Genomic DNA, 22,459 nt, shown 5'->3' with positions numbered 1-22,459 from the left:
TATTTTTTAATTGGAGAAGTGACGTGCAAGAAAATGTTCTTTGGTATCAAAGCTTAGGCATGAACGATGTAGACCGCGTAGGTGGTAAAAATGCATCGCTTGGTGAAATGATTTCGAACTTAGCTAATGTTGGCGTGCAAGTCCCTACTGGGTTTGCGACTACGTCATTTGCATTTAATGAATTTTTAGAACAAAGCGGTATTAATGAAAAAATTTACCAACTCCTTGATGATTTAGATGTAGACGATATTAGTGCGCTTGGCAAATGTGGTGCTATTATTCGTCAATGGATTATTGATACGCCATTTCTTCCTCAAATGCAGACTGATATTGAAGCGGCTTACGCACAACTTGCCGGTGACTTCTCAGACGATGCTTCTTTTGCGGTACGTTCTTCTGCCACAGCAGAAGATATGCCAGATGCTTCTTTTGCCGGCCAACAAGAAACCTTTTTAAATGTTCGTGGTTTTGATTCAGTGATGGTTGCTATTAAGCATGTATTTGCTTCATTGTTTAATGACCGTGCTATTTCATACCGTGTTCATCAAGGCTATGACCATCGCGGTGTTGCGTTATCTGCTGGTATTCAGCAAATGGTGCGTAGTGATATTTCGGCTTCAGGTGTTATGTTCTCTATTGATACTGAATCTGGTTTTGACCAAGTTGTTTTCATCACCTCAAGTTTTGGCTTAGGTGAAATGGTGGTGCAGGGCGCGGTAAACCCTGATGAGTTTTATGTTCATAAACCAACATTGGCTAAAGGAAAACCTGCAGTAGTACGTCGTAATATTGGTAGCAAAGCTATTAAAATGGTGTACTCAGATAGCCAAGAACATTCTAAGCAAGTTGAAATTGTTGATATTGATGAAGCTGACTCTAACCGTTTTTCATTAACCGATGCTGAAGTTGAAGAACTAGCTAAACAAGCAGTAATTATTGAAAACCATTACGGCCATCCAATGGATATTGAATGGGCCAAAGATGGCTTAGATGGCAAGCTATATATTGTTCAAGCACGTCCTGAAACGGTGAGAAGTCGTGAAAATGCCAATGTAATGGAACAGTTCCAATTAAAAGCTGATAACAACTTAGAAGTGGTTTGTGAAGGACGTTCAATTGGTCATAAAATTGGTAGCGGTGAAGCGAAAGTTTTATCGTCACTGGCTGAAATGGACAAAATCCTACCGGGTGATGTATTAGTTACTGATATGACTGACCCTGATTGGGAGCCTATCATGAAACGCGCCTCAGCGATTGTGACTAATCGCGGCGGAAGAACTTGTCATGCTGCTATCATTGCACGTGAAATGGGTATTCCTGCGGTTGTTGGTTGTGGTAATGCGACTGAGCTTATTAAAGCCGGCGATAACATAACAGTTTCGTGTGCTGAAGGTGATACCGGTTTTATTTACCGTGGCAAACTAGATTACGATGTGAAAACGTCTGAAATTAATGATATGCCAGAGTTACCACTTAAAATCATGATGAATGTTGGTAACCCAGACAGAGCTTTTGCTTTTGCCCGTTTACCTCATGCTGGTATTGGTTTAGCGCGCTTAGAATTTATTATCAATAAAATGATTGGTATTCACCCTAAAGCACTGCTTAATTTCGATACTCAGCCTGCTGAATTACAAGATGAAATTAATGATATTATCGTGGGTTACGAAAGCCCTGTTGAGTTTTATATTGCTAAGCTAACTGAAGGTATTTCTACGTTAGCAGCAGCATACTCACCAGAGAAAGTGATTGTGCGTATGTCTGATTTCAAATCAAATGAGTACGCTAACCTTGTTGGCGGCGAAGCGTTTGAACCACATGAAGAAAATCCTATGATTGGTTATCGTGGTGCTGCGCGTTATATCTCTAAAGATTTTAGAGATTGTTTTGCCCTTGAATGTGAAGCGATAAAACGTGTTCGTAACGACATGGATTTAACGAATGTTGAAGTAATGATCCCGTTTGTTCGTACGTTAGGTGAAGCCGCAGCCGTTATTGATATTTTAGCTGAGCATGGTTTAAAACGTGGCGAGAATGGTTTACGCATTATTATGATGTGTGAATTACCATCAAACGCGCTATTAGCTGATCAGTTCCTTGATTATTTTGATGGATTCTCTATTGGTTCAAACGATTTAACTCAGCTAACGCTTGGTTTAGATAGAGACTCAGGTTTAATCGCGCATTTATTTGATGAGCGTGACCCAGCGATAAAAATATTACTAGCGATGGCGATAAAAGCCTGTAAAGCACGTGGTAAATACGTTGGTATTTGTGGTCAAGGACCTTCAGATCATGAAGACTTTGCTGCTTGGTTAGTAGAGCAGGGCATTGATAGTGTCTCGTTAAACCCAGATACCGTATTACCAACATGGTTATACCTTGCAGAGCAGTTAGCGAAAAAAAGCTAATAAGCCGTAAGTTATCATTTAGTAATAAAAGTCAGAAAAGTATTATGGCTAATACTTTTCTGATGACCTAAAAAGCACGTTAACTTCTTTGGAGTAACGTGTTTTTTTATGTCTATAGATCATGAGTTATGGGATATGAGTTAAGAGATTTGGATTTGGCAGGCAAGTCATGAACACAAACTAATCTTGTACTTTAGCGTTGTTAACGAGCTAGTTCAGAGGTTTCAAATGGTTGGCTAGAGCAGGGTGATGCGTTTTTATAATGAAAAAAACTTTGCTGTTGGCTGACATGAATATGACTAAAACTAACGCTTTTTGCATCGGTGCGGTGCATACAAGCAGACAAATGACTTTTGTCAGGTTGATGGCTTTGATGATAAATTGCTAAGTCAGCAACACTCCTCATGGGCATTCGGTTTGCGAGGGCTAGTCGAGACGTACTGACATGTTCAAATTCAACCGATGAGGAAGTAAAAGGACTGTTTAGTTCTATTTTAGTTAACTGCTCGCCATTCCATTGCCACGTTTGTTGCACAAATTGGCCACTAGCATCGAAACCAAAGGCTAATAAGCTAAATGATGCATAATCATTAAGTGTTGACTGCGACAGTGCTTGATGCGCCTCTTGTAGCGTTTTTTTCGCTGACAAGGTTTTCACTAATAGTCCACGGCTGATCAAAGCGCCTTGAGGTTTAATACCTTGATAATAATTTAACAGGCATAAACTTAAGCCAAACTCATTAGTGCTTATCCAAGTGCCATTTCCATCGGGATCAATCGGCATTAAGGTTGAGGTATTATTTATGCTTAATGGCTTAGGTGCTATGGCCAAGCTGCGACTTCGTTGTTCGTCGCGGTTAAAAAATACATGATAATCATTGTTATCAACCAGCCAACTTACGGTGCACATGTATCACTCTTTTGCTGTTGGCTACGCAAAAAAGTGGCAGTGGTTGGTGCCACGCCAAATTCATTGTTAACGTCATGCCCTAAAAACTTTGCAATAGCTGCCATCAGCGCTAAATGGTGCGTTAAATGACTTGAGGCAAAGCATAATTCACGTCCCATGGATGATGCCATTTGTGCTGATTGCTCACTACACACTGATACTTCACTTTGAACGGTAGTTGGCAAGGTCAGCAAGTCTGCATCGAATGTCATAAGCCACTGGTGTATCACGTTTAATTCAATAAGGCCTTCACTTCGAACAGTCTCAAGCGCTAAGCCTCTGCGGCGGATATCGTAATTAATTTTTTCTAAATTGTCACTGCTCATTAATGCCATATAAACGTCGAGAATATGACGTAAATGTTGGCCAATTGAGCTATTAAATAAAGGCTTAGGCGCCATCATATAGGTTTCATCGCTAAGGCCCGTGATAAAGTCTATCATTTGGTCTAATGATTCGATGCTACCGTTAATTATTTTATTCATTATTCAATTCCGACTGCAAATGTGTTTGATGTCGTAAGGGATACATCCCATACAACACTGCTATTGGCGCTAAACACCAATAAAATAAAGCTAAGGTATTATCCGATTCACCCATTATCATTAAAACCAATGACAACAGCGTAAAAAACACCACAAGCCCTCTTTGAGACAAATAACTTTTCTTTATGATAAATGCTAAGGGTTGCTGTGCATTAGCATCATCAAAAAACTGTTTGTTAAAACTCAACCTAAAAAAAGTGGTTAAAAAGGCAATAACAATAATGCTCGCCAACAAAACATAGTGTTCGGTGAGGCTGGTAACACTGCCTCTAATAACCCAGGATACGGCATATAACACGATGGCTGAGTAGAACACGTAGCGTTGATTTAACTTATCTATGGTATTTTTAATTCCCCAAAAAATGATACTTAATACAACCGTCAATCCAACCACCAACAAACCCAGATCCATTACATTGTTGTCCGTGATGAAAAATAGCGTTAATACCCAGAAATAACTCTCACAAAATAGAAAAACACCATCGATGGTAAAGACTACTTTTTGTCGCCAATCGATTATGGCAGCGTTATCAATTGGCGTTAGTTGACTCTCGTTATATTTAGCCTGTTTACATAAGCCATAATATGCCGCTACTGAGAGTAAGGTACTAATAACCAATAACCACAGTGTTTGTTGCTGTGCGAGAAAATACCCGCCCATTAATATGCCTATTTTTAAAAATATAACGATAACAATCTGAAAGTTACCGAATTGTTTTCCTGTTTTATTTTCTGCTTGGCTGCCGGTTTTAGATTGGGTCATAGCACTAAATAAAGTACGTTGGGTGATCCAATAAAAACAATTGTAAATACCGTTAACCAAAGCTGCTAATACAAATACTGTAACGCTGGATTCTATTAAAAAGATTATTAGGATTAAACTAGCAACTAAAGCTAATTCAGCCACAAAAGAAGCAATTAAAATAGTGCGCCAATGGCGGCGATCATATAGTGCTTTCCAGCCCATAAGGGCTATCATAAAACCAACACCCGTCAGTGCTATAAATGCACTAACTTCAGTTAATCGATAACCTTGTTGCCATAACAAAACGGGAATGAAAAACGGTAACAAACCTATTAATAGTGAATGAATACCAGCAAAGCGATAAAATAACCGAGCAACTCCCGTCATTAGAAAATATCTGCCTGACTAATATCAAGCTGTTCAAGCTGCTTAAAATAGGGTGTTAAATCTTCTTTCTTACCAAAACGAGGGTAATCATGCATTTTTAAATAAGGTCGTGAGTTCACTTCTAAAAATATGCATTTTTGATCGCTATAATCTTTGGTAATGTCGTGTTCAAAAATAACATCAATGCCTAATATATTGGCGTCAAACAAGTCTAGTACTTTTAAAAATAACGCTGTGTTTTTCATCGATATAGTTGTTTTATCAATCGTTTTAACAACACCACCTGGTGCTAATGAAATACGATAAAACAAAGTGATCACTTCACCTTCAGCAGGAATGTCGTCTAACGTTAAGTTTTGTTTCTTCAAAAACTTAACTGTGATGGCATTTTTCTTAAGGTGTGAAATACACGGAAACAGCTTCATTGATTCACGCACTACATTTTCTTGATCAATAAGTTGATGAATTGTCGTTTTTCCGTCGCCCATAACAAAGGGAGCAAAACGTTCAATCACCGACATTACTTGGCCTTTAATGACTACCACACGGTAGTTTTTCCCTTGTAAATACTGCTCAACCACTGTTGTTGGCCACCACAGTTTAGCCAAAAAAATGGCCTTGTATAATTGTCCATAGCTAGTAATAGGAAAATGACTGCCACGAGAGAAACCACTTACATTGGGTTTAATAACTAATGGAAATCCATGTTCTTTAGCAAATTGATGAGCAACCCAAGGGTTAAAGAATATTTTACCCTGGGCATGAGGAATACTGCCTTTTGAAAAGACATCGCGCGCCTGTTCTTTAGAGCGGCAGCCCTTGCGAGTTTCTAATGAATTGTAACTGCTGCATCCACCCATGAATTTTTGACTGATCCACGCGTAAATAAATTTCTTAATGGCTTTCATTGCCAACCTCATTTTCTTTTATGGTATGTTGACGCATCAACCCTAGTTTTCTGAAAAATATTGCCTTATGAGGCTGATTTTTATGGATTTGTTTAGTGACATTTGCCAGTGCGTACATGGCGTTAAAAACAAAACGTATGTTGTCAATCGTTCGGCGCTGCTGACACAATAAAACGAGCGGCATTGGCACGAATAAGTTAATTTCTATTACCTCAAAATCCCCAGCCACTAACGCTGCTATTGAGTTTGCACGAACACCCAGTCGAGAAATTTTAAATTTACCAATGGCGCTCGCGTGTTGAGATATTTTTTCAAGCTGCTCGCGAGACAATTTTGGCGTTATGTCATGGTATTGCGTTGTTTTGTTATAAATCCCATTGATAGGGAATTTATCTGAACTTGTATTATTCACCTGTGTAACCGATAACACCGCGTGTTTGGCTAAATCTTGATGGTTGGCAATGGTGAATATTTCAAATTCAATCGCACCACGCGCTGCCTCTTGAACCAAATAACGCATGTTGCTTGCCTTGCGTTGCAGGCGTAATTGCTGAATTTGCATTAAGTTGTCAGCACGAGATATCCCTCGTGAATTTTGACCCCATTCGGGTTTAACAAATACAGGAAATTCCGTTGGCTCGCGCGTGCCGTCATCCACCCATTGCTCCACGCGCCACTGATTAGGGATCAAACGATCGATATCTAATTTAGAAAATAGTCCCTTACTTTCATTGAAGTAAGGGGCGTTTAATCGAAAGTAATACCAAGGTTTAACGCACAATCGAATGCATGATACGACGTAGCTTAAAATAAGTAATATTCGAATAATCATCTACCTACACAGCCTTAGTTGTTGGTTAATTATATTGACTACGTACAATGGCGCCATTTAGGGCTGCTGAAATAAGCCCTACAATAAATATAGATACTGCCGCATAAAACAGTGAACCACCGTCGCTTACGCCGTTGTGCAATACTTCAATACCTAATGGTGTTACTAAGTGAAAAAACATTGCACCCGCCATGACACCAGCGGACAACAAGCCGCCAAGGGTATGAATCAATGCGCGTGATGGTACATTTTTTACTAAATTGAGTTTTTTTACTGCCCAAAAGGCAATCGGAGATAACAATAATAACGATGCAGTCAGTTCGAATATGCCAACAGCGACAGCGCCATGGCCGACAAACCATTGGCCAAGGCCAGGATTTATTGTTTCTTGCATCCATACACCTATGGTACCGAATATATGTTGGGTATCGGGATGACCAGAAAATTTATATGGCAATGAAGATAAAAATACCTTACAAGTCCATGCGACAACGACCCAACTAAAAATGGGGATAATACGATTTTTCATAATTATTCTCTTTCTCTATTAGGCGGTTATTTTAAAAGTTCAGGCCAGTTATTATCGGCTTCAATAATGAATTTTTCAGCGTCTTTTAACCAATCTTCTTTAACTGCAGCGTTATAGTTTAAGTAAAGTTTATTATCAATTATTGTCCACTGTAGAGGATCACCACTGGCTGTACGGCCATCTGCAGCAGCCCAAGCGCAATAACCACCGTATTGTGGCGCATATTTTTCTGGATTCGCTTTAAAAAGTGCCAAATGGGCTTGAGAGCTAAACTGCCAAGTTGCTTTTTTGTATTCAAAGCTATAGTCGCTATCTCCTTTTACTGGCTTACCTTGTTCGAAATAAGCGACTGAGTCGTAACCCGAAACGGCAAGATCACTGAAATACTCTGTATATATTTCTGATTCAGCATGGGCACTTGCGGTAAATAACAACAAACAACTCATAAAGGTGAATGCGGTAAAATTTTTAATGATCATGTTCATGTTCAATTCTCTTAAATTTTTAATAGTACGATTGGGCATATAGATAGCCTTTCAAGCCTTTTTCTTTCAATGTTTTTATTTTTTTGTGATATTAATTCAATTAATTGAATAGTACTTCAATCAAAATTACTTACCTTTGAGGGGGAAAAACACAGACATTGGTAAAAATAGCGATCGTGTTAACTTAGGCATTTCATCCAAAAATTTATTATTACTCATTAAATTTTACTGAAAACACCTACTTTAAGATCAATTTTTTACAGGAAATGGTGGCTGATATTCAAGATGCGTCAAAAGACTTAGGTAGAGAATTATCTATCTCTTCTACTTATTGCTCAAAGGTTGGTGTAATAATTTTTTGAATCATGATCATTGCTGAATTAACAGAAGTGTTCATTTAGTCTTATATACCCGTCACCATTCAAAGTGTAGGATTTCAGTGGGAATTAAAATCACTTTAGGCAAGGAAGATAATTTAAGCATAGTCATTCTATGGTTTGATTATTTAACGCCGTATAAAATGATTTTAAACCCATCGAAGAGGCGCTTGAGCAACATCACTTAATCGCTACTGTGATTTATAATGGCGCTACATGGATGGTGTTATTAGAGAATGCAGGAGCATATTCTCCTGAACAACCATTATTTCATCACAGCGCCTTGAATTGAAATTGTTCAAGCACTCTGAAACCTGCATCTTGATTGGTAACGGGTATAAATAAATATTCATTTTTCAGTGATATTATTGAATATTTGCCTTTTAATGCAGTAAAAATTCATTTTCAACATGATATACTCGAAGCATTGTCCTGTTTAAAAGAAAAGTTAAGTCGTTATGCTTCCCCATATTAGTCATCAAAATCATCTTCCTCCTTTATATAATGATTTTATTAGTTCATTAAAAAATAAAAACTTTACTGGTGATATTAATGCCAGTTACAGCGCGAGACTATCAGTCGCAACCGACAACAGCATTTACCAGCAGTTGCCACAATTGGTTATTCAACCACGTACTCAATCCGATATTGTTTTACTGGCTACAACAGCAAGTAATGAGCAATATCTGAGTATTAAATTCAGTGCACGTGGTGGCGGTACCGGTACCAACGGGCAAAGTTTAACACCAGGTGTTGTGGTTGATTTATCTAAATACATGAATAAAGTATTAGAGATTAATGTTGAGGAAAAGTGGGTACGTGTCGAAGCGGGTGTGGTTAAAGATCAGCTTAATGATTTTCTACGTCCCCATGGCTTTTTCTTTGCTCCTGATTTATCCACCTCGAATCGAGCCACTGTTGGCGGTATGATCAATACCGATGCTTCTGGGCAAGGCTCGTTAGTTTATGGAAAAACGTCTAATCATGTTTTAGCACTAACGTCGGTACTTGCTAATGGTGAGGTCTTAAATACTGAGCCAATGACATTAGCGCAAGCTCAAAACTTAGCTCAGAAAAGTACTGTTGAGGGCGAAAGTCAAACCCAAACTCATACGATCTCTCATTCAACATCACACGCGACTTCTCATGCAAGGATAATGGCGCAAGTGCTTGACTCATGTATTGAAAATCGCGAATTAGTGTTAAAGACATTTCCACGATTAAATCGTTTTTTAACGGGGTATGATTTAGAGAACGTATTAAAAACAAATGATGATGGTGACATTATTGGCGTTGATTTATCACGCTTGATCACTGGCTCAGAAGGTTCATTGGCATTTGTTTGCGAAGCAAAGCTAAACATTAATCCTATTCGTGTTGCTAAAACACTCATTAATATCAAATACGATAGTTTTGATTCCGCACTTCGTCACTCTCCTTCGCTCGTTGAAGCCAAGGCAACGTCAGTAGAAACGATAGATTCAAGGGTATTAAATCTCGCGAAACAAGATATTGTTTGGCACAGTGTCAGTGACTTAATCACTGATGTGCCAGGAAAAGTGATGGATGGCATTAATGTTGTTGAATATAACGGCGATAGCATTGAAGGCTTAGCCGCTCAGGTTGCACAGCTCACCTCAGGCCTTGATGTTTTAATTAGCAAAGATGGTTCATTAGATAAGTCATCAGAAAGTCGTGGCGTCATTGGTTATCAAGTGACTTCAGACCTTGCCAGTATTAACAAAATTTATGCCATGCGTAAAAAAGCGGTTGGTTTGTTGGGTAAAACTGAAGGCAGTCAAAAACCGTTAGCCTTTGCTGAAGATACCGCCGTACCACCAGAAAATCTTGCTGATTTTATTGGTGAGTTTCGTGCACTACTTGATGGTTACGAGTTAAATTATGGCATGTTTGGCCATGTCGATGCGGGGGTATTACATGTACGCCCAGCCCTTGATATGTGCGATCCTGAGCAAGAAAAGTTATTACGTACCATCTCTGATAAAGTCGTTAAACTAACCGCTAAATATGGTGGTCTAATGTGGGGTGAACACGGTAAGGGCTATCGCAGTGAATATGGCCCTGAATTTTTTGGTGAACACCTGTTTAACGAGCTAAGAAAAATCAAAGCAGCGTTTGACCCGCTTAATAGAATGAACCCAGGTAAAATTTGCACACCATTTGACTCAAGCGAGCAATTGGTGAGCGTTGATGATACCAAGCGCGGTTTTTATGATAGACAAATCCCTGTGACGGTTAAAGAGTCATTTACTGCCGCTATGGATTGTAACGGCAATGGTTTGTGTTTTAACTATGATGCCGATAGCCCAATGTGTCCGTCGAGTAAAATTACTCGAGATAGACGTCACTCTCCTAAAGGACGCGCTGGTTTAATGCGTGAATGGTTGCGTTTATTAGAGAAGCAGGGCGTTGATATTCTAAAACTTGAAGACAACATTAATACATCGAAAAGCATCTGGTCGGTTAAAGAGATACTAACGAATGCTGCTGATAAACTTCGACTTAATTTTATTAGTAAACCACAACAAGATGAAAATGGTAATGGTGACTTCTCTCATGAAGTAATGGAGGCAATGCAAGGTTGTTTAGCGTGTAAAGCGTGTGCAAGCCAATGTCCTATTAAAGTCGATGTACCCGATTTTAGGTCACGGTTTATTAATATATATTACTCTCGTTATGCCAGACCATTAAAAGATCACCTTGTCGCTAACGTGGAGATACTTGCGCCGTTAATGGCTAAAGCACCTAAAATCGTTAATGCGGTACTTAACACTAAGCTCTATGACAAGTTATCAGCCAAAACTATTGGTTATGTTAATACGCCATTATTATCAGTGCCTACCTTAAAAAAACAAGTGAAAAAAGCAGGCTTCTCTGGTTTTGATTTAACTAAATTACAGCGGTTAACCACGCAGCAACGCAAAGGTTATGTACTGATAGTACAAGATCCTTTTACCTCATTTTATGATGCTACTACGGTAGAAAGTATGATGAGCTTGATTAAAAAATTGGGTTTAGAGCCGATTTTATTACCTTTTAAACCAAATGGTAAAGCGCAACATGTTAAAGGGTTTTTAGCGCGATTTGCTAAAACAGCAAAATCAAGCAGTGACTTTTTAAATCAACTAGCGGCACTCGATATTCCAATGTTGGGAATGGATGCTTCGATGGTCTTGTGTTATCGCGATGAATACGCGAAAACCTTGCAAGAAAAACGTGGTGATTTTTCGGTATTACTGGCTCATGAATGGTTATTAACTTTTATTAAAGAAGATACGGCTTTTAAAGGGGCATTTAGCTCAACAGAGCACTCAAAAGCTCAGGCATTTAAACTCTTCTCTCATTGCACCGAGAAAACAGCTTTAGTGAACAGTGAAAATGAATGGCAATCAATTTTTGAACACTTCGGTTTAGCCTTAGAAAAAGTCAGTGTTGGTTGTTGTGGCATGGCAGGCACTTACGGGCATGAAAAAACTAACTTAGATAATTCGAAAGGTTTATTTGAATTAAGCTGGCAGGCGAAGTTAGAAACGCTAGCGAGTGAACAAGTATTAGCAACTGGGTTTTCTTGTCGATCACAAGTGAAACGTTTTAGTGATTTAAAAGCCAGACATCCTGTAGCGGCCATCTTGGATTCTTTAAGCTAAAAGTCAGAAAATTAATGCACTTATTGGACAAGACAATGATCTTGCTCAATAAGTGCTGATGTTTAATGTTGATATATTATATTTATATTATTTTAACGTTTTGCAGAGTGATTTATGTCAGAGCAACGCTTAGTTCTACTATTAAAAATTTCTATTTGCATTGGAATATCTCTGATTCTGCTAGGGATTTATTTACACTCATTTAGTGATTATATGGAGTCACTCGGCGTAACAGGCATTATTATTAGTGCTATGTGTATTGCCTTTGGTTTGGTATTTTCTTTACCGACAAAAATGTATCTAACCTTTCTTTTAGTTAAACGTGAAAGCGAAGCAAAAGAGCAATAAGAGGTAGTAATAGGAAGTAAGCGTTAATTTCACTTCATTTATTCGGTATAAATATATTTATTGTTAAAGCCATACTAAAAGAGCTATGGGTTTGTGTGCCAGTTTTGACCATATCTTCAATCAACTCCTATCTAAAAACGTTTATAATTCCCGTTAAAACCTCCATGCTTATGTAGTTTGACTATATATCATTAAAAAAGCCGTTATTACTGCTACCTAAAGCCAAGTTTTCGTGTAAAATCAATCGCATTTTTATTATTTAAATTAGTCTATTGGTAAATGGCTTAACTAGCTGGCCTTTTTTCATAAGAAAAGCTAATTAAAGTCGTTTATTTACCCCGTTTTAGAGGAAATCATGAACTTAGACACCACCACCATAGATAGCATTGTAGCGCAGGCTGAAGTTGCCATTGCACAAGCATCAGACCCAACAGCACTTGATCAAGTGCGTGTTAACTTTTTAGGGAAAAAAGGTTTATTCACCGAGCAAATGAAAGGTTTAGGTAAATTACCGAAAGAAGAAAAACCTAAAATGGGACAAGTAATCAATATTGCTAAACAAGCAGTACAAAAATTACTAACCGAACGTGGTGAATTATTACGTGCCCAAGAGATTAAAGAAAAATTAGCGGCGGAGTCTATTGATGTCACTCTACCAGGACGCGGCACTCAAATTGGTGGTTTACATCCAGTAACCCGCACTATCGCACGCATTGAAAGTTTCTTCGGTGATTTAGGCTTTGAAGTAAAAGATGGTCCAGAAGTTGAAGATGATTATCATAACTTTGATGCCTTGAATATTCCTGAACATCATCCTGCACGTCAAGACCATGATACTTTCTACTTTAACCCTAAATTAGTATTACGTACGCAAACATCTGGTGTACAAATTCGTACTATGGAAGTTGAACAACCACCATTGCGTATTATCTCTCCAGGTAAAGTATATCGTAACGATTATGATCAAACGCATACGCCGATGTTTCATCAAGTTGAAGGTTTGATGGTAGATAAAGACGTTAGTTTTACTCACCTTAAGGGAATTTTGCATGATTTCTTGCATCATTTCTTTGAAGAAGAAGTAGAAATTCGCTTCCGTCCTTCTTACTTCCCATTCACTGAACCTTCTGCGGAAGTCGATATCATGGGTAAAAATGGTAAGTGGTTAGAAGTATTAGGCTGTGGCATGGTTCACCCAAATGTTTTACGTAGTGTTGGTATAGACCCAGAAGTTTACACTGGTTTTGCTTTTGGTATGGGCGTTGAACGCTTAACTATGCTGCGTTATGGCGTAAATGATTTACGTGCATTCTTTGAAAATGATCTTCGCTTCTTAAAACAGTTCAAGTAGGAAAACTCATAATGAAATTTAGTGAATCTTGGTTACGTGAATGGGTTAATCCTGCACTTTCTTCGGATGATTTAGCGCATCAAATAACAATGGCTGGCTTAGAGGTTGACGGTGTTGATCCGGTAGCAGGCGAATTTAGTGGTGTTGTTATTGGTGAAGTGGTTGAATGTGGCCCACACCCTGATGCAGATAAGTTGCAAGTAACAAAAATTAGTTTAGGCGATTACAGTTCTACTACGGTAGAAAAAGGCGAGTTAGTTACTATCGTTTGTGGTGCTAAAAACTGTCGTCTAGGTTTAAAAGTTGCAGTGGCAACGGTCGGCGCAGTATTACCAGGCGACTTTAAAATTAAGAAAGCAAAATTACGTGGTGTACCTTCTTTTGGTATGTTGTGTAGTGAATCTGAAATTGGTTTAGCTGATGACTCAGATGGCATTATGGAATTAGCAAGTGATGCGCCATTAGGTCAATGTGTCCGTGAATATTTAGACTTGAATGACGTTACTATTGATGTCGATTTAACAGCTAACCGTGGTGACTGTCTAGGCCTTAAAGGTTTAGCTCGTGAAGTAGGTGTGTTGAACTCTTTAGAAGTTAGTGAACCAACAATTACTGCTGTAGCGCCAACAATTGATGATGTTATTACCATTAATATTGAGGCTAATGAAGCATGTCCTCGTTATTTAGGTCGTGTTATTAAGGGTATTAACCCTAACGCAACCACGCCACTTTGGATGGTAGAAAAACTTCGTCGTTGTGGAACACGTTCAATAGACCCTGTTGTTGATGTTACTAATTACATCTTACTTGAATTGGGTCATCCAATGCATGCCTTTGATTTAGCCAAACTAGACGGCGGTATCAATGTACGTTTCGCAAATAAAGACGAAAAATTAACATTATTAGATGAAAACGAAGTCACGTTAAAAGAAGGTACTTTAGTTATTGCTGATGAGAACAAAGCATTAGCCATGGCAGGTATCTTTGGTGGACTTGAATCAGGTGTTACCAATAACACCACTGATCTATTTTTAGAAAGTGCATTTTTTGCACCGTTAGCTATCTTAGGTAAAGCGCGTCAATACGGCTTACATACAGACTCTTCACATCGTTATGAGCGTGGTATAGACCCAACGTTACAGCATGACGCAATAGAACGAGCGACTGAATTATTGCTAAGCATTGTTGGTGGTCAAGCAGGCCCAGTTGTTGAAGCTAAATCTGATGCAGATATTCCACAAACAAAAGACGTAAACTTACGTCGTAAAATGTTAGATAGTCGCATTGGCCATCATATTGAAGATGCACAAGTGAGTGAAATTCTTACGCGTCTTGGTTTTACTGTAACCACTACAGGTGAAGGCGAAGCTAAAGTATGGCAAGTGATTGTGCCAGCATATCGTTTTGATATTAAAATCGAAGTTGATTTAATTGAAGAAGTGGCACGTATTTTTGGCTATAACAATATTCCAAATATTGCGCCAAAAGCTACTTTGAAAATGTGTGAGCAAAAAGAAGCTAACCTTTCTTTATCAAATCTGAAACAAACATTAGTAAATCGTGATTACCAAGAAGCGATCACCTACAGTTTTGTTGATCCGAAAGTACAAGCCTTATTGCACCCAGGACAAGAGGTGATGACGCTACCACATCCAATTTCTTCTGAAATGTCGGTAATGCGTCTAAGTTTATGGACCGGTTTGTTACAGTCGATGGTTTACAATCAAAATCGTCAGCAAGGCCGCATTCGTTTATTTGAAACTGGCTTACGTTTTGTTCCAGATGAAAGTGCAGAAAACGGTGTTCGTCAACAAAACATGATTGCAGGTGTTATTAGTGGTCTTCGTGTTGATGAACATTGGAGCATGGAAAAAGCGGCAACCGACTTTTATGATATTAAAGGTGATGTTGAAGCTTTATTAGCACTGACTTGTGATGCACAAGGTTATGAGTTTTCAAAAGCTGAGGTTGATGCTTTACATCCAGGGCAAACGGCGCAAATTACTAAAAATGGCGTTTTTGTCGGTTGTGTTGGAACCTTACACCCTGAATTAGAAAGAAAATTAGGCTTAAACGGTAGAACATTAATTTTCGAACTATTATTGTCTGAAGTTTTAGTGCAAAAAATCCCTGAAGCCACCGATATATCTCGCTTTCCTGCCAATCGCCGTGACCTAGCAATAGTAGTAAAAGAGGATGTTGATGCAAAAAATGTGTTACAACTTATTGAAAAGGTTGGCGGAAATTATTTAATTGATCTAAACTTATTTGATGTATACAAAGGTCAAGGCATTGATGACGGTTTTAAAAGTCTAGCCATAGCCCTAGTATTACAAGATACCAGTAAAACTCTTGAAGAAAAAGACATCACTGATGTCATTGATAGAGTTGTTGCAACATTAAAAACAGAACTAAATGCATCACTGAGGGACTAAGCAATGGCGCTTACCAAAGCAGAAGTAGCAGAACATTTATTTGAAAAAGTTGGGCTGAGCAAGCGCGACGCAAAAGACATGGTTGAAATCTTCTTTGAAGAAATTCGCGAAACTTTAGAAAGCGGTGATCAAGTAAAGCTTTCAGGTTTTGGCAATTTCGACCTACGTCTTAAAAGCGAACGCCCTGGTCGTAATCCAAAAACGGGTGAAGATATTCCAATTTCTGCCCGTAAAGTGGTTACCTTTAGACCAGGCCAAAAACTGAAAAGCCGTGTAGAAGACGGAAATAGTGACTAATAAATATAGCGACTAAGATAAGGAATGTTAATTTCGCTAATTTAAGCTGAATAATTTAATTATTCATTTTTACTTCCTTATTCTGTAGGTGAACCAGTACTTGCTGAAATAAAATAATAAAACCCGTATTAGTGAAAGCTAATACGGGTTTTTTATGGATAAAATAACACTAAAAGGTGAAGGAGCACTGGTTAATTAATTTAGTATTAGTGATTAATGGTATTAATCACTGTTAAGGTTGATTCGCTCTTTAGGAATAAAATTAGCTACATCCTCTTTTTTAGAGGTACTAGCATCAATTTTACTAATTAATACCTTAGCATCGCTTACAGAAAAGCTTAACGGTATGTTTTCTGCGTTACTTTCTTTGAAAGCCAATTGATTTAATGTAGAAGATTGCACGCAACCAGCTGCGTAAGTTTGCTTATTTTTTAATAAAGCATATTGATAGAGGTATTGCGTTGCTATTAAGTAATTTTTGTCAGCTACTGCATTTAAATATTTACTACGAAGTAATCTTTGCTCGCGTTTAGTGAGCTTGTTATATAAAGCGGATAAATAATGACGCTTTGTGACCCCTAGCGAAATAAGTATTAGTAACACTATTATGACGATTGAATTTATGACTGTTTTAATAGTGAAATTAAATGACTTTAAAGGATTACCGGTACTAACTTTGCTTAAGGCCCCGTCAGAAACTGTCCATTTGGATGATGGAATCAACAAACGCTCCAGTGTGTTGCTTTGGCTATTCCACCAGTAGATAACTTGTTCATCGATTAAATAATGTCCCGGCTTTTCAAAAATATAAGTAAAAGACTCTACCCGAGTACCTAATAACGTACCTCGATTAGACTTATCAAAAACTTGCGCAGGTTTGTGATAAATGCTGATTCCATCTAACGTGGTTTTATTACTCGCCACCTTATTATCCGTCGATTTATCATGCGGTGTTAGATCAGTAGCTCCTAAATTATTCGCTACCAAGTTAATTGGCTTTATCATCATTGCTGGTGTGTCATCGGCGGTAATTGTTATCGTCTGCGTGATGGCTTCTCCTACCGCATAGTTCTTTTCTTCATCGAACTGCCCGTCAACAATTAGCGTTACCTGTGGCGAAACGATGAAATTTTCAATACCCTCAAGCGCTTTCGGCAAATCAATAGTAAAACTACTTTCTTGGGTACTAAGTTCGCCGCTGACTATGCCATCGTGTTCAGTATTAATGGAGATGTCTACATTAATCGGCTCAATTCGATAAGTACCAGATACCGAAGGATATAGGGTGATTTCATGGGTTTGTGTTGCCCACGTTTGACCATTGATGCGTTTGCTACCATTTATTGTTGTCGTATTGTTTGCCTGCATCACGACATTTTTCATGGTGAAATGTTGAATTTGGCTACCTGTTGCAAACCATCGAACTGTCGATACTTCGATCGCAAGTATGAGAGCTTGTCCGACTATTTGTTGTTCTTTTCGATTAACCTTCAAGTTAATCGTTAACTTACCTTGATTAACTAAATCTTCTATATCTTGTGCTGCTGTCGCGACTGGTATTATCGTTAGCTGACAAATCAGAACAAGGAAGGTGAGTAGGGAAATCAATTTTTTATTCATCATTAACTCCTTTATTCTCATCTTTATTATTATCTTTATCAGTGGTTATCTTTTTATGATTAACAGCTTCTTGCTGCATATAAAATTTTTGAGATAAAAAATATGCTGGGTTTTTTTGTACTTGTCTCAACCACATTTCATTTAGATTCGGATCAAGAAGAAGTTGCTCTGCACTGAGCTGTTCTATTTCTTGCTCTTCGGGGGCTACTTCACGTTCAGCCCCATCGCCAGTTTGTGGTTCGTCACCTAACTCTTTTATTGACTCTCCGTCTTCTTGTGCCTGACTAGCAGATAAACGGTTTACTTCATCAATGATGGCCTGAACGATTTTAATGTTAGTGTTTGCGGCACTATTTTGGGGAACAATTGTCAATATTTGTTGATATAAGTTACGAGCACTTAAGTATTCACGTGCATGGGCAAGGGCATTTGCCTTGGCTAATTGACTTTCGATATCCGTAAACTGCCCATATAGAGTTGCTGCATTTTTATATTGCTCAGCGCCATAACTACTATAGGCTTGCCATTGAGTACTTTTAAATGTGTTACTTGCCTGCTGGTAATGTCCCAAGTTAAACAGTAGTTGTCCTTGTTGATCACGGGTAAGCCAAAAATCAGCAAATTGCTGTGGTTTTACATAGGCGAAAAGGCAAGTTGCGATAACTACTATGCTAATTAATGTACTTTTATTAACGTAACGTTTATTAAGGTAGCTTCGCTGATTGGTTCGTACTGAAAAGTTAAACCACAGTGTTGATATTAATTTTACCATTGCAGAGTCCATCCTTTTCTAAACCAGAACAAGAAAATACCCGCCACAACAAATACCATAGGGTAACCCGAGTCATGCCATGGCCTGCTATTGTCATCAACAATAACAAGATTGTGCTTAATGTAGTTATTAACCCGGTTAACATCACTGTTATCATTACTCATTAATATCAGACGACCATTACTCTCACTCGTTAATGCCTTCAATTGCTCAAGTTGTAAAGGAATAATATCAGCAGTTAATGTTGCTGATTTCTCTTCCGATTGTGCTGATTTACCTATGCCCCAAACAAGTAGTTGTGCTCCTTGTTTGTTAAAAAACGTTTTAAAGCTATTTACCGTATTACTGGTTGCTCCATCACCTATTAATAAAACGGTGCCAGGCACGTTAGAAGTTGCTAATAAATTATCGACTAAAGGGATAACCGTTTCTGGTAATTTACCGGCAACAGGCATGACTTTTTCATCTAATGCATCAAGAAAGTGGCGGATCATTTCTCTGTCATTAGTTATTGGCATGACCACATGAGCACTACCAGCAAAGGCAATGAGCGCTGTTTTACTATCGCCCCTGAGTTCAAGTAATTCGATGATTTTTTGTTTTGCGCGTAATAATCTTGATGGTTGCACGTCGCCTTGTTCCATGGTTTTAGATACATCAAGTGCTATGATAAGTGGTGCATTATTCTCACTAAAAGGTGAGGGTTGTTGTTGCCAAGTAGGTCCCATTAGCACGATGCAAAGTGGGACTGCTAAGATTAAGGACATTTTCTGTGGAGACAACCAGTTGTTATTATTACCGCTCACCGTTAAGTGCGACAATACTTGAGCCGACATTAAAGACCGCCACTGCGCTAAACTATCATCGCGTAGTGAAAAGGCGCGAATGATGTAAACAATAATGATGAATGCTAACAACCAATAAGGGCGCAGAAAGTGAAAATGCTGCATGTTATCAAAAAATAGCGATAGGTCATCAATCATGATTTACCTCTCAGCACGTTACGTTGTTGTTTGGCTAATTGTAGGCGGATTCGAATATTAACAATAAATAAAGCCAGCAGATAAATACTGACAAATAATACGATAGGGTAATGATGAATACTGACTCTTGGCCTAAAGGATAGTGAGTCAAATTGCTGTGGCTCAAGTCTATCAATCTCAGCATAAACTTTTAATAATTCTTCACTGTTTAGTGCTTGAAAACTTTTACCTTGGGTAATTTCTGCCATTGCTTGCAGAACCTCAAGATCTACTTTCTCTTCACCAACAGCGCTTGGATCGCCAATGGCGATGGTATATATCTTAATATCTCGTGCAGCAGCAACTTTAGCGGCTTCTACTGGCGGAACTTTTGAAGCAGTATCATTGCCATCAGTTAATACAATTAACACACGATTTTGGGTGTCAGATTGTTGAAAAACGCTGATGGCTAAGCCAATGGCATCACCAAAAGCGGTACTTTGACCTGCCATGCCAATATCGCTTTCGTTCAGTAAAGCTTGCCATGTAGCTATGTCATCAGTAAAAGGGGCCTGCAGATATGGCGCATCACCAAACAGGATAAGACCTAATCTGTCATGTTCGCGACTTTTAACAAAGGCATTGAGCACATGCTTAACAGCGACCAATCGATTAACTTTCTCACCTTTACCTGTGTCGTTTGTACTGCTTTTTGTTGCACTAGAATCAGTGTCATTTTTTGCTCTATTCGTTAGCTCATTGGTGGCGATAGGTAAGGTGAAATCTTCGACTGCCATAGAGCCGGATAAATCGACTGCTATCATTAAGTCACGCGCGGACTTTTCTTGATTAATCGGTGCACCAATCATTTCAGGTTTAGCGATAGCAGTGACAATACACAGCCATGAGAAAGCAACAATTAATCTTTGCAGGTTATTGCGATTAAGTAATACCGCGCCACTTTGTGGTTTTTCACCGGTTACATCAACAAGTCGAGCAAAGTAGGGCACCTTAATGGATGATTTTCGTTCTTTATAAGCAGGTGCAAACAGCGTTACAGCAAAAGGGACTATGAGCAATACAAACGCCCAGGGATAAACGAACTCGATCATGTTGCCACTCCATCATCTGTATCACTACAAGCTGGTGTTACTTCAGTTGCAACGGGCAATTCATGATGCCTAATCCATAGTTCTATTTGTTGGCGCAGTTCTATTAGCCCTGTATTAAACGAAGCATTGTTAAGATCTATTTTGGCCATATAAGGAAGTTGAGTTAATAATTTTTCACAAGAGTAATAATCTGATGAAGACAGTGCTTCTTTTTCATGAAAATGACTTTGACTACACTGTTGGTCAAGCCATTTTACCCAAGGTAATCCCCTTAACTCAGTAATTTCTTGTTTGCATTTTATCGCAAAAGAAGTATTAGGGTTTTCGCCAGTATCATCGTTACTTTTATCTCCACCATTATTCTTGTTAGTAAAAGAGTTACCCTCTTTCAATTGGTGATTATTAGAGAGCATCGCCGTTTTCCTAAGTAATGCGGGTAATTGCCTAATATCTTCTTCATTAGAAAGAGAGCATTGAGCAAGCCAAACAAGGGCTTCGCGTCGGTAAGCGTTAGCCTGATAATTCTTCCATGATAGATAAACTTTTTTGATAATAAGCATTATCAATAAAATAAAAAGTAGTTGCCAAGCAATCGTTTGAGGCCAAAAGCTAATCATGTCTGGTGCTTTTGTTTCGACAATGGCCTCGAGTAAATAATTACCCCAAGGTTTTTCAAAACTCATGATTTAATTCCTGTGGTATGTCCTGTTTTAGCGCCAGTTTGACTTCCTGCTTTGTGACCAAGGGCTTTACGTAGTTGTTGCTCAACAGGAGCAATGGTATCTATTTCGATTAACGGGATACGGTACTTTTTCGCCGCTTTGACATAACTCTCTAACTGACGAGCTATTTCAGCTTCATAATTTTTTTGAACGTGCTTTTTCTCTGAAGAAAACTGGATCTGTTGCACACCATCACTGACAATCATTTGTGACATTTTGGGTAAGGTCTGCTCTAAGGGATCAAAAATGTGACAGGCAATAACTTCATTATGCTGCCTTAATTGCTTAACAAAATCGGTGCTTTTATCGTTAAAACCATGGCCATCACCAATTAAAATGATTAAACCATTATGACTTGAGACTTTATTTAAGGTTGCCAACATTTTGTTATAGGACTCGCTATCGTCAACTTGTTGGTGAGCATTATCTTTGCTCGACAGGTCGATGGATAACTCGTGATTTTTCTTCAATACTTCAGCGAGTAAATTGACAACATGTTGTCTGCCACGCTTAGCGGGTATAACTTTGGTTTGTTGATCATTATAAATAACTGCGCCAATGCGATCACCACTATCACTTATTTGCCAAGCAATTAAAGCGGAAAGCTCAGCGGCAATCACTGATTTCATTTTATTTGAACTACCAAAGAACATCGTCATACGTTGATCTATGGCTAAAAATACATTGCGCTCACGCTCTTCGGTGAACACCTTGATATGGGGTTTTCCGGTTCTTTGCGTGACCTTCCAATCCATAGAGCGAATATCGTCGCCTGGACGATAATGGCGCAGCTCTTCAAAATTGAGTCCGCGACCACGAAGTTTAGAGACGTTCTTACCACTTAAGGCACTGTTTGCTGGCTGATTGGGTGTAAACGAAAAGCCTTTAGCTAAATACTTGAGACGACGTAATTCATTTAAGTCAACGTAAATTGCTGACTTATCTTTAGAGTCATCTGCAGACTTTTTTTTATTAGGAGGTGTGTTGGTGTTCATTTGAACCCC

At 38.6% G+C, this 22,459-nt stretch carries 19 protein-coding genes; 6 read left to right on the top strand and 13 right to left on the bottom strand.

The features are described 5' to 3' along the window. Window positions 1-23: 23 nt before the first annotated feature. Window positions 24-2,411 (top strand): phosphoenolpyruvate synthase, encoded by a 2,388-nt coding sequence (ppsA, locus tag CPS_RS13490; protein ID WP_011043799.1) that lies wholly within the window; start codon window positions 24-26, stop codon window positions 2,409-2,411. Between the two features lie 202 nt (window positions 2,412-2,613). Here ppsA and CPS_RS13485 read toward each other — a convergent pair whose 3' ends face one another. The 7 genes from CPS_RS13485 to CPS_RS13455 are packed head-to-tail and all read right to left on the bottom strand — an operon-like array spanning window position 2,614 to window position 7,791. Continuing rightward, the gene (locus CPS_RS13485; RefSeq protein ID WP_011043798.1) at window positions 2,614-3,321 is read right to left on the bottom strand and encodes an NRDE family protein; all 708 of its coding nucleotides are present in this window, start codon (window positions 3,319-3,321) and stop codon (window positions 2,614-2,616) included. Then, window positions 3,309-3,845, bottom strand: coding sequence for a DinB family protein (locus CPS_RS13480; RefSeq protein ID WP_011043797.1), 537 nt, complete (start codon window positions 3,843-3,845; stop codon window positions 3,309-3,311). The genes CPS_RS13485 and CPS_RS13480 overlap by 13 nt, the downstream gene beginning before the upstream one ends. Beyond that, window positions 3,838-5,037, bottom strand: coding sequence for a hypothetical protein (locus CPS_RS13475; protein WP_011043796.1), 1,200 nt, complete (start codon window positions 5,035-5,037; stop codon window positions 3,838-3,840). Before CPS_RS13475 ends, CPS_RS13480 begins: the two co-directional genes overlap by 8 nt. Continuing rightward, window positions 5,037-5,945: a cyanophycin synthetase gene (locus CPS_RS13470; protein ID WP_011043795.1), complete on the bottom strand. Its 909-nt coding sequence runs from the start codon at window positions 5,943-5,945 to the stop codon at window positions 5,037-5,039. The genes CPS_RS13475 and CPS_RS13470 overlap by 1 nt, the downstream gene beginning before the upstream one ends. Further along, window positions 5,932-6,777 carry a hypothetical protein gene (locus tag CPS_RS13465; RefSeq protein ID WP_011043794.1) on the bottom strand — a complete coding sequence of 282 codons (846 nt, stop codon included), beginning with the start codon at window positions 6,775-6,777 and terminating at the stop codon, window positions 5,932-5,934. Before CPS_RS13465 ends, CPS_RS13470 begins: the two co-directional genes overlap by 14 nt. Before the next feature lie 25 nt (window positions 6,778-6,802). Continuing rightward, window positions 6,803-7,306 carry a hypothetical protein gene (locus CPS_RS13460; RefSeq protein WP_011043793.1) on the bottom strand — a complete coding sequence of 168 codons (504 nt, stop codon included), beginning with the start codon at window positions 7,304-7,306 and terminating at the stop codon, window positions 6,803-6,805. Window positions 7,307-7,332: 26 nt separating this feature from the next. Continuing rightward, window positions 7,333-7,791 (bottom strand): YHS domain-containing (seleno)protein, encoded by a 459-nt coding sequence (locus CPS_RS13455; RefSeq protein WP_011043792.1) that lies wholly within the window; start codon window positions 7,789-7,791, stop codon window positions 7,333-7,335. An 835-nt stretch (window positions 7,792-8,626) separates the two neighbouring features. Here CPS_RS13455 and CPS_RS13450 point away from each other — a divergent pair. The 5 genes from CPS_RS13450 to CPS_RS13430 all read left to right on the top strand — a co-directional run bounded on the left by CPS_RS13450 (window position 8,627) and on the right by CPS_RS13430 (window position 16,267). After that, window positions 8,627-11,836: a D-2-hydroxyglutarate dehydrogenase YdiJ gene (locus CPS_RS13450; protein ID WP_011043786.1), complete on the top strand. Its 3,210-nt coding sequence runs from the start codon at window positions 8,627-8,629 to the stop codon at window positions 11,834-11,836. A gap of 114 nt (window positions 11,837-11,950) precedes the next feature. Then, window positions 11,951-12,184: a hypothetical protein gene (locus CPS_RS13445; protein ID WP_011043785.1), complete on the top strand. Its 234-nt coding sequence runs from the start codon at window positions 11,951-11,953 to the stop codon at window positions 12,182-12,184. Between the two features lie 355 nt (window positions 12,185-12,539). After that, window positions 12,540-13,535 carry a phenylalanine--tRNA ligase subunit alpha gene (gene pheS, locus CPS_RS13440; RefSeq protein ID WP_011043784.1) on the top strand — a complete coding sequence of 332 codons (996 nt, stop codon included), beginning with the start codon at window positions 12,540-12,542 and terminating at the stop codon, window positions 13,533-13,535. Between the two features lie 11 nt (window positions 13,536-13,546). Then, the gene (gene pheT / locus CPS_RS13435) at window positions 13,547-15,970 is read left to right on the top strand and encodes a phenylalanine--tRNA ligase subunit beta (protein WP_011043783.1); all 2,424 of its coding nucleotides are present in this window, start codon (window positions 13,547-13,549) and stop codon (window positions 15,968-15,970) included. Between the two features lie 3 nt (window positions 15,971-15,973). Continuing rightward, complete coding sequence (locus CPS_RS13430) at window positions 15,974-16,267, top strand: integration host factor subunit alpha (protein WP_011043782.1); 294 nt, start codon at window positions 15,974-15,976, stop codon at window positions 16,265-16,267. A gap of 222 nt (window positions 16,268-16,489) precedes the next feature. Here CPS_RS13430 and CPS_RS13425 read toward each other — a convergent pair whose 3' ends face one another. From CPS_RS13425 to CPS_RS13400, 6 genes are read right to left on the bottom strand one after another with little or no spacing between them, the layout of a single operon-like run. Next, complete coding sequence (locus CPS_RS13425) at window positions 16,490-17,890, bottom strand: BatD family protein (RefSeq protein ID WP_238383538.1); 1,401 nt, start codon at window positions 17,888-17,890, stop codon at window positions 16,490-16,492. After that, window positions 17,880-18,659 (bottom strand): hypothetical protein, encoded by a 780-nt coding sequence (locus tag CPS_RS13420; RefSeq protein ID WP_049757877.1) that lies wholly within the window; start codon window positions 18,657-18,659, stop codon window positions 17,880-17,882. Before CPS_RS13420 ends, CPS_RS13425 begins: the two co-directional genes overlap by 11 nt. Then, complete coding sequence (locus tag CPS_RS13415; protein ID WP_041737017.1) at window positions 18,653-19,642, bottom strand: vWA domain-containing protein; 990 nt, start codon at window positions 19,640-19,642, stop codon at window positions 18,653-18,655. Before CPS_RS13415 ends, CPS_RS13420 begins: the two co-directional genes overlap by 7 nt. Beyond that, the gene (locus CPS_RS13410) at window positions 19,639-20,733 is read right to left on the bottom strand and encodes a VWA domain-containing protein (protein WP_011043780.1); all 1,095 of its coding nucleotides are present in this window, start codon (window positions 20,731-20,733) and stop codon (window positions 19,639-19,641) included. Before CPS_RS13410 ends, CPS_RS13415 begins: the two co-directional genes overlap by 4 nt. Then, entirely contained in the window at window positions 20,730-21,416 is a 687-nt protein-coding gene (locus CPS_RS13405; protein ID WP_011043779.1) for a DUF4381 domain-containing protein, read from the bottom strand. Before CPS_RS13405 ends, CPS_RS13410 begins: the two co-directional genes overlap by 4 nt. Then, complete coding sequence (locus CPS_RS13400) at window positions 21,413-22,450, bottom strand: DUF58 domain-containing protein (RefSeq protein WP_011043778.1); 1,038 nt, start codon at window positions 22,448-22,450, stop codon at window positions 21,413-21,415. Before CPS_RS13400 ends, CPS_RS13405 begins: the two co-directional genes overlap by 4 nt. Between the last annotated feature and the right edge of the window lie 9 nt (window positions 22,451-22,459).

Origin of the sequence: Colwellia psychrerythraea 34H, assembly GCF_000012325.1 — a bacterium.
Lineage (GTDB): Bacteria > Pseudomonadota > Gammaproteobacteria > Enterobacterales > Alteromonadaceae > Colwellia > Colwellia psychrerythraea_A.
The sequence above is the reverse complement of the archived record's forward strand: the minus strand, read 5'-3'. Positions and strand labels throughout refer to the sequence as shown.

Coding starts and splice junctions, on each gene's coding strand:
- CPS_RS13485 (WP_011043798.1), bottom strand. CDS start 3,321: ATGTGCACCGTAAGTTGGCTGGTTGATAACAATGATTATCATGTATTT.
- CPS_RS13480 (WP_011043797.1), bottom strand. CDS start 3,845: ATGAATAAAATAATTAACGGTAGCATCGAATCATTAGACCAAATGATA.
- CPS_RS13475 (WP_011043796.1), bottom strand. CDS start 5,037: ATGACGGGAGTTGCTCGGTTATTTTATCGCTTTGCTGGTATTCATTCA.
- CPS_RS13470 (WP_011043795.1), bottom strand. CDS start 5,945: ATGAAAGCCATTAAGAAATTTATTTACGCGTGGATCAGTCAAAAATTC.
- CPS_RS13465 (WP_011043794.1), bottom strand. CDS start 6,777: ATGATTATTCGAATATTACTTATTTTAAGCTACGTCGTATCATGCATT.
- CPS_RS13460 (WP_011043793.1), bottom strand. CDS start 7,306: ATGAAAAATCGTATTATCCCCATTTTTAGTTGGGTCGTTGTCGCATGG.
- CPS_RS13455 (WP_011043792.1), bottom strand. CDS start 7,791: ATGAACATGATCATTAAAAATTTTACCGCATTCACCTTTATGAGTTGT.
- CPS_RS13450 (WP_011043786.1), top strand. CDS start 8,627: ATGCTTCCCCATATTAGTCATCAAAATCATCTTCCTCCTTTATATAAT.
- CPS_RS13445 (WP_011043785.1), top strand. CDS start 11,951: ATGTCAGAGCAACGCTTAGTTCTACTATTAAAAATTTCTATTTGCATT.
- pheS (WP_011043784.1), top strand. CDS start 12,540: ATGAACTTAGACACCACCACCATAGATAGCATTGTAGCGCAGGCTGAA.
- pheT (WP_011043783.1), top strand. CDS start 13,547: ATGAAATTTAGTGAATCTTGGTTACGTGAATGGGTTAATCCTGCACTT.
- CPS_RS13430 (WP_011043782.1), top strand. CDS start 15,974: ATGGCGCTTACCAAAGCAGAAGTAGCAGAACATTTATTTGAAAAAGTT.
- CPS_RS13425 (WP_238383538.1), bottom strand. CDS start 17,890: ATGATGAATAAAAAATTGATTTCCCTACTCACCTTCCTTGTTCTGATT.
- CPS_RS13420 (WP_049757877.1), bottom strand. CDS start 18,659: ATGGTAAAATTAATATCAACACTGTGGTTTAACTTTTCAGTACGAACC.
- CPS_RS13415 (WP_041737017.1), bottom strand. CDS start 19,642: ATGATTGATGACCTATCGCTATTTTTTGATAACATGCAGCATTTTCAC.
- CPS_RS13410 (WP_011043780.1), bottom strand. CDS start 20,733: ATGATCGAGTTCGTTTATCCCTGGGCGTTTGTATTGCTCATAGTCCCT.
- CPS_RS13405 (WP_011043779.1), bottom strand. CDS start 21,416: ATGAGTTTTGAAAAACCTTGGGGTAATTATTTACTCGAGGCCATTGTC.
- CPS_RS13400 (WP_011043778.1), bottom strand. CDS start 22,450: ATGAACACCAACACACCTCCTAATAAAAAAAAGTCTGCAGATGACTCT.